Consider the following 6,190-nt stretch of genomic DNA (forward strand, 5'->3'; position numbering starts at 1 on the left):
AATCCATGGGACAGTCTGTCAAGCTCTAAAACTCGCGTGCACTGCAATGATCGCATCCGACAGTTCCCGACAGCGCAGCATCAAAAACGGTTCCGAGCGCGCCGAACATCTCGCCGGCCTGATCATGGCGCTGGCCCGCCGCGAAGGCATGAGGGCCGGAGACCGCTTGATCGAACAAAGGCTTGCGGACGCGCTGGACCTTTCGCGCGCACCGATCCGGCTCGGGCTGAAGGCTCTGGAAGCGGCGGGGCTGGCGCGCGGCGAGCCGCACCGCGGCTTTGTGCTGGCAAAGAATCCCACCAGCGGCGCAGCCCAGCCGGCGCTCGCGGCCGTCAGGCGCAACGAGCAAGTCTATGCGACCATCGCAGGCGACGTGCTCGCGAGCCGACTCCCGGCCGACATCACCGAGGCGGAGCTGATGCGCCGCTATGGTCTCAGCCGGGCCGAGCTACAGCGGCTGCTGGACCGGATCGCCGCCGAGGGCTGGATCGCACGCCTGCCCGGCTATGGCTGGCGCTTCGCAGAGACGATCTCGAGTCCCGAAGCTCAAGCACAGGCCAAGGCGTTTCGCGCGGTGATCGAGCCGGCGGCAATCGCGCAACCCGGCTTTGCGCTGCCGCAGGAGGTGATCGTACGCCTGCGCGAGCGCCAACAGCGTGTCTTCGAAGGCGAGCTCGAGAGGATGACGATCGGCGAGATCTTTCACTCCGGCTGCGAATTCCACGAAGAGATCATCCGCGGAGCGGGCAACCCCTTTTTCCTGGAAGCACTCAAGCGTGTGAACTCGATCAGACGCCTGTTCGCCTACCGCAGCTTTGCCGACCGCGACGGCATGCGCCGGCACGTGCGCGAGCATTTGCGCCTGCTCGACGTCCTGGAAACGCGGCGCTACACCGAGGCGGCGGAACTGATGGCCAAGCATCTGCAACGCCCGCTGGTGGCAGGCTTGTCGTGAAGCCTGGCCAACGCGGCCGAGAATATCTCAGCGGCGAAGGCCGCTCAACGCCGGCGACTCGCCGGGCAGCATCGACGAGTTGATGTCGCTGTCCATGCGTCCCGATTGCTGCTGGACGAAACCGGCGCCGAACGACAGGCTGAGGTTGGAGGTCGGCTTGAGCTCGACACCGGCGAACGCGCCGTAACCGGGCGAGGCGCTGGAGGTGAGCGGGGCAAGCGAGCTGCCGATGCCGCCACTGTATTTCAGCGTATCGAAGCCGGCAAAGAACGTGACCGGCATGCCGCCCGCAGTCTTGGTGTTGTAGCCGAACTGCGTGCCATCATAGGACAGCGCGCTGAAATTGCCGGCTGGCGCAGGTTGGCTCAGGCCGCTCAAGCCGAGATTGCCATGCTGGCTTCCGACAAAGAAGCCGGAGCGAAAACCGTAGCCTCGGTCTGCATCGCCGGCATTGAAGCTCGGAAAATTGCCGTAGGTGTCGGAGCTCTGGCCGGTACTGCCGCCAAGGCCGAAAGGTCCGCCCGGGATCCAGTATTGCAGCGGCGCGACCTGCGCATGAGCCGGTGCTCCGGCGAGGCAGAGCACCGCGAGAGGAATTGCGAAAGCACGTGAAGCTGCGAAGCTGGACATTCCGGTTACCGTCAATGAGTTCCCGAATTATACTCTCCAGCCGTCGCGAATGCCAGCAAGGCTGGTCTTGCTTCATTCGGTTCCAGGAATGCCCATCCCGAACGTGACCTGATTGCCGTCGGCATCGACGATGTCGAAATCGCGCATGCCGTAATCACGGTCCTGCGGCTGATTGACGGGCCTGGCGCCGCGTCGGGTCAGCTCGGCGTAGAGCCGGTCGACGTCCCGGACGAAGACGCAGAGGCCGCCATGCCCGGGCAGGCGTTTCGTCCCGGCTGCCGCGAGCAGGTGCAGGGCAACGTCGTCGCGGCAGAGGCAGACGTAGGACAAGGGTGTCCCGTATTCGAAGGTGACCGCGAAGCCGAGGACGTCGCGGTAGTAGGCGAGGCTCGCAACTATGTCGGAGACGACGAAAACGGTGGCGGAACCGACCAGCATGGGGGGTTCGTCGGTCATCGGGTGCTCTCCGTCGCAAGCGATCTCCGGCGCGCAGCCTACATGCATTGCCGAGCTCTTGCACGGTTCACACCACACCATATGCTCCGCTCTCGATGCCGCACGATCCGCTGCTCACGCGCCTGACATCCGCCTTTGCCGACGTGCCGGGGGTCGCGGCCATCGTGCTCGGAGGCTCGCGCGCGCGGGGCAATGCGCATCCCTCCTCCGACTACGACATCGGACTGTACTTCTCCGCGAAGGCCCCGCTCGATACGGATCGGCTATTGGGATGCGCGAAGGAGATCGCCGACGAGCCCGCCGCCACGGACGTGACGTCCGTCGGCGAATGGGGACCGTGGATCGTCGGCGGCGCCTGGCTTTCGGTGCAAGGCCGCAAGGTCGACCTGCTCTACCGCAATGCCGACGCGGTCGAAGCCGTGATGGAGTCCTGTCGCGCAGGCGTCGTCACCATGGACTATCAGCCCGGCCATCCGCATGGCTTCTGCTCGGCGATCTGGACGGGCGAGATCGCCTGGTGCCGGCCACTGCACGATCCGCAGGCGCTGATCGGCCGGTTGAAATCGGTCGCGCTGCCCTATCCGCAGCCGCTGCGCGAGGCGTTGATCCGGCGCTTCCAATGGGAAATCCTGTTCGGCATCGAGAATGCCGAGCTTGCCATCGCGCGTGACGAACGGACCCATATCGCCGGATGCGCCTACCGGTCACTCGCCTGCGTCGCGCAGGTTCTGTTCGCGCTGAACGAACGCTACCTCATCAACGAAAAGGGCGCGCTCCAGGAAGCGGCCCACCTGCCGCTGACGATTCCGCGTCTGGCGGAGCAGGCGAACGAGGTCTGGCAGCTGATCGGTGCCGGCGCCGTGACGCCAGCCTGCGAAATCCTGCGCGACATCGAACGGCAGGTGAAGGCGCTGACGCAAACGAATGAAACGCGGTCGTGAGCGGCTACGCCGTCTTATCCACCGAGGACGACGCGTCGGCCGGCGGATAGGAGACCGCAGATTGATTTGACTTCCAAGGCGCCTTAGCGCCCCCAGCGGTCCGACCAGATCTTCTCCCCGATCAGGCAGCTGACACGCGGCTCCTTGTCGGCGACCCGCATCACGGGGCGCTCCGGCGTGCGGCCGGCGACTTCCATCAGCAGCTTGGTGCGGATCGCTTCCTTGAACTTGTCGCGGTCCTTGATCGTGATGACGAAGGACCCGGGGCCGCCGATGACGCAGTCCTCGTAATAATAGTCGAGATTGTCGATATCCATGGTCGAGTAGGACGGCTCCTTGATCATGATCGGAAGGCCGTTGATGACGATGCCCTTCTCGAGCGCCGCATCGCGCGCCACCGTGACCGGGCTGCCGTTGTTGTTGGGACCGTCGCCGGAGATATCGATGACGCGGCGCAGGCCCCGATAGGGATCCTCGTCGAACAGCGGCATCGCAAAGGTGATCGCACCGGAGATCGAGGTGCGCGAGGCGCGACGGATCGGCGTCTTCATGATCTCGGCGGCGACCGCGTCCGCGGTCTCGGGGCCATCGATCAGCCGCCAGGGGATGATGATCTTCTGGTCGCTGGAGGCGGCCCACTCGAAATAGGTCACCGCGATCCGGCCGTTCGGCCCGAGCTTCAACGCCTGCAAGAATTCCTTCGACTGGATCGCCTGCGCATAACCTTCGCGCTGGATCGCGAGCTCGTCCATGTCCATGGAGTAGGAGACATCGACCGCGAGGACCAGCTCGACATCGACCGTCTGTGCGTCCCGGTCGGCGGCCAGCCGCTGTGGCTGATGCGTGGACGGCTCAAACTTTGGCCCTGGCGCCGCGATGCCCGCGACATCCCCTCCGGCGAGCACGCCGGCCACCAGCACAGCCCCGATCGAGAACAGCAAGCGCATCGCGGCCTCCCGTCGTATGACGCGATGGTGACATGCAATCGCCTTGCCGCAAAGCACGAAGATCGCTTGCGCTTCACATTCGAGTGCATCGCTGCCAAGCGTTGCCGTCGTTTGGCCATAGCGCTGACACGAGAACATGCGCTCAACACCAGCACTGTGATTCCGGGGCGATGCGCAGCATCGAACCCGGAATCCCGAGATTCTCAGGCGCGCAAGGCGCACCAGGTTCTCGCCTCCGAGCCCCGGAACGACAGCTGCTGGTGGACACACGCACCCCGACCACTTGTCCGGCGCGATTTCCATGCTAGGCTGGACGCACAGATGGGGATGGAGTCCCCCGACAACCGCCCCGCGGTCGATGACCATCGTGGGCTGATGACTCCTGCTTGAGGTGGGGCAATCTTTGAGCCTCTGCCTTTGGCGGGAGCATGGACAACCCGCCGATGGCGGGTTTTTTGTTGCCTGAAGGCCAAGGAGAAAGCGAGGACGTGACCACGACGACACCGAATGTTGTGCGCACCAAGCTGCCCAGGGGAATCTGGGTGCTCGGCTTCGTCTCGATGCTGATGGACATCTCCTCCGAGATGATCCACGCCCTGCTCCCGCTCTATCTCGTCACCGTGCTCGGCGCCTCCACACTCACGGTCGGCTTCATCGAGGGCATTGCGGAGGCGACGGCCTCGATCACGAAGATCTTTTCCGGCGCGCTGTCGGACTGGCTCGGCCGCCGCAAGCTGCTCGCCGCGCTCGGCTATGGGCTGGCCGCGCTGACAAAACCGCTATTCCCGCTCGCGCCCAGCATCGGCTGGCTGGTCGCGGCCCGCTTCATCGACCGTGTCGGCAAGGGCATCCGCGGCGCGCCCCGCGATGCGCTGATCGCCGATATCGCCCCCGTCGGCCTGCGCGGTGCAAGTTTCGGCCTCCGGCAGTCGCTCGACACCATCGGCGCCTTTGCCGGCCCGCTCGTGGCGATCGGCCTGATGTGGTGGACGGCGGACAATTTCACGATCGTGTTCTGGGTGGCGGTGCTGCCGGCCTTTCTGTCCTTTGGCCTGATCTCGCTTGCGGTGAACGAGCCGGAGCCGGACCCGAACCGGGAGCCTGCAAGGAATCCGCTCAATCTCGCCGCAATGCGGCAGCTCGGAGCGGTCTACTGGCGGGTCGTGGCGGTCGGTGTCGTCTTCACGCTGGCGCGCTTCAGCGAGGCCTTCCTGATCCTCCGCGCGCAGAACATCGGCCTCAACGCAATGTGGGTGCCGGCGGTGCTGGTGCTGATGAACGTCGCTTACGCGCTGTCGGCCTATCCGGCCGGCGTGCTATCGGACCGGATCAACCGCATCAGCCTGCTCGCGCTCGGTCTCGTCTTCCTCGCCGCGGCCGACCTCGCGCTCGCGCTGCTGGGAAGCCTTGCGGGTCTGGCACTCGGGGTCGTGCTGTGGGGGTTGCACATGGGATTGACGCAAGGATTGCTCTCGGCCCTCGTCGCCGATGCGGCACCGCCGAGCTTGCGCGGCACCGCGTTCGGCTATTTCAACCTGTTCACGGGGCTGGCCCTGCTGGCAGCGAGTGTCATCGCCGGCGCGCTGTGGGACGCCTATGGTCCGGCAGGCACGTTCCTGGCGGGGCTTGGCTTTGCGCTGATCTCGCTCGTGGGCCTGCTCGCCGTCGGCAACGGGCTGGCGGCGGAGCACGAGCGATGAGGGGAGGCCGTCCGTCGTGATGAGCGGAGCGATTGCGATCATGATCGGCAGCGTGCTCGGCGGCTGCGCGCGCTATTTCGTCTCCGGCGCGATCGCGCGGCGGCTGGGCGAGACGTTTCCCTGGGGCACCATGACCATCAACGTCACCGGCGCCTTCCTGATCGGCATCCTTGGCGCGCTGGCGACCCATCCGGGCTCGGTGTTCGCCGCGCCCAATCCGTGGCTGTTCGCCGTGACCGGATTCCTCGGCTGCTACACCACGGTGTCTTCGTTCAGCCTGCAAACGCTGACGCTGGCGCGCAGCGGCGAGCCGCTCTCCGCACTTGGCAATGTCGTGTTCTCGGTCGGGCTGTGCCTCGCCGCCGTCAGTTGCGGCTTCCTCCTCGCGGACAGTTTTGGAGGCTAGCGCGATGGGATTTGCAGAAGTGTTGGCCGTGCCGCAGCTTGACCTCGCCCCGCTTGCGGGGAGAGGTCGGAATCTGCGTGAAACGCAGATTCCGGGTGAGGGGGACTCTCCGCGAGCCCAACTGCCACCGCCCTCGCGGAGAGCCCCCCTCACCC

At 65.6% G+C, this 6,190-nt stretch carries 7 protein-coding genes and 1 riboswitch; of the genes, 4 read left to right on the forward strand and 3 right to left on the reverse strand.

Annotation, left to right across the window (positions count from 1 at the left end):
• Positions 1–46: 46 nt before the first annotated feature.
• Positions 47–955 (forward strand): GntR family transcriptional regulator, encoded by a 909-nt coding sequence (locus GPL20_RS13225; RefSeq protein ID WP_246250450.1) that lies wholly within the window; start codon positions 47–49, stop codon positions 953–955.
• Between the two features lie 27 nt (positions 956–982).
• Here the strand turns inward: GPL20_RS13225 and GPL20_RS13230 are convergent, their stop codons facing one another.
• Together GPL20_RS13230 and GPL20_RS13235 are read right to left on the reverse strand one after the other, a co-directional pair.
• A complete protein-coding gene (locus GPL20_RS13230; protein ID WP_157329897.1) occupies positions 983–1,585 on the reverse strand; it encodes a hypothetical protein in 603 nt (200 codons plus the stop codon).
• Between the two features lie 72 nt (positions 1,586–1,657).
• The gene (locus GPL20_RS13235; RefSeq protein ID WP_157329898.1) at positions 1,658–2,041 is read right to left on the reverse strand and encodes a bleomycin resistance protein; all 384 of its coding nucleotides are present in this window, start codon (positions 2,039–2,041) and stop codon (positions 1,658–1,660) included.
• A gap of 95 nt (positions 2,042–2,136) precedes the next feature.
• Between GPL20_RS13235 and GPL20_RS13240 the strand changes: the two genes are divergently transcribed.
• On the forward strand, positions 2,137–2,982 hold the full coding sequence (locus GPL20_RS13240; RefSeq protein WP_157329899.1) for a nucleotidyltransferase domain-containing protein: 846 nt from the start codon (positions 2,137–2,139) through the stop codon (positions 2,980–2,982).
• Between the two features lie 83 nt (positions 2,983–3,065).
• On the opposite strand, the gene GPL20_RS13245 is transcribed toward GPL20_RS13240, so the two are convergent.
• Positions 3,066–3,929: a DUF1194 domain-containing protein gene (locus GPL20_RS13245; RefSeq protein WP_157329900.1), complete on the reverse strand. Its 864-nt coding sequence runs from the start codon at positions 3,927–3,929 to the stop codon at positions 3,066–3,068.
• A gap of 314 nt (positions 3,930–4,243) precedes the next feature.
• A riboswitch (Fluoride riboswitch) is annotated at positions 4,244–4,321 on the forward strand.
• Positions 4,322–4,417: 96 nt separating this feature from the next.
• Here GPL20_RS13245 and GPL20_RS13250 point away from each other — a divergent pair.
• Together GPL20_RS13250 and crcB are read left to right on the forward strand one after the other, a co-directional pair.
• Positions 4,418–5,629: an MFS transporter gene (locus GPL20_RS13250; RefSeq protein ID WP_254125447.1), complete on the forward strand. Its 1,212-nt coding sequence runs from the start codon at positions 4,418–4,420 to the stop codon at positions 5,627–5,629.
• Positions 5,630–5,648: 19 nt separating this feature from the next.
• A complete protein-coding gene (gene crcB, locus GPL20_RS13255; RefSeq protein ID WP_157329902.1) occupies positions 5,649–6,035 on the forward strand; it encodes a fluoride efflux transporter CrcB in 387 nt (128 codons plus the stop codon).
• The last annotated feature ends 155 nt before the right edge of the window (positions 6,036–6,190 follow it).

Source organism: Bradyrhizobium cajani, assembly GCF_009759665.1.
GTDB lineage: Bacteria > Pseudomonadota > Alphaproteobacteria > Rhizobiales > Xanthobacteraceae > Bradyrhizobium > Bradyrhizobium cajani.

Bases quoted from the DNA above. Each gene is read 5' to 3' on its own strand.
- GPL20_RS13225 (WP_246250450.1), top strand. From the start codon at position 47: ATGATCGCATCCGACAGTTCCCGACAGCGCAGCATCAAAAACGGTTCC.
- GPL20_RS13230 (WP_157329897.1), bottom strand. From the start codon at position 1,585: ATGTCCAGCTTCGCAGCTTCACGTGCTTTCGCAATTCCTCTCGCGGTG.
- GPL20_RS13235 (WP_157329898.1), bottom strand. From the start codon at position 2,041: ATGACCGACGAACCCCCCATGCTGGTCGGTTCCGCCACCGTTTTCGTC.
- GPL20_RS13240 (WP_157329899.1), top strand. From the start codon at position 2,137: ATGCCGCACGATCCGCTGCTCACGCGCCTGACATCCGCCTTTGCCGAC.
- GPL20_RS13245 (WP_157329900.1), bottom strand. From the start codon at position 3,929: ATGCGCTTGCTGTTCTCGATCGGGGCTGTGCTGGTGGCCGGCGTGCTC.
- crcB (WP_157329902.1), top strand. From the start codon at position 5,649: ATGAGCGGAGCGATTGCGATCATGATCGGCAGCGTGCTCGGCGGCTGC.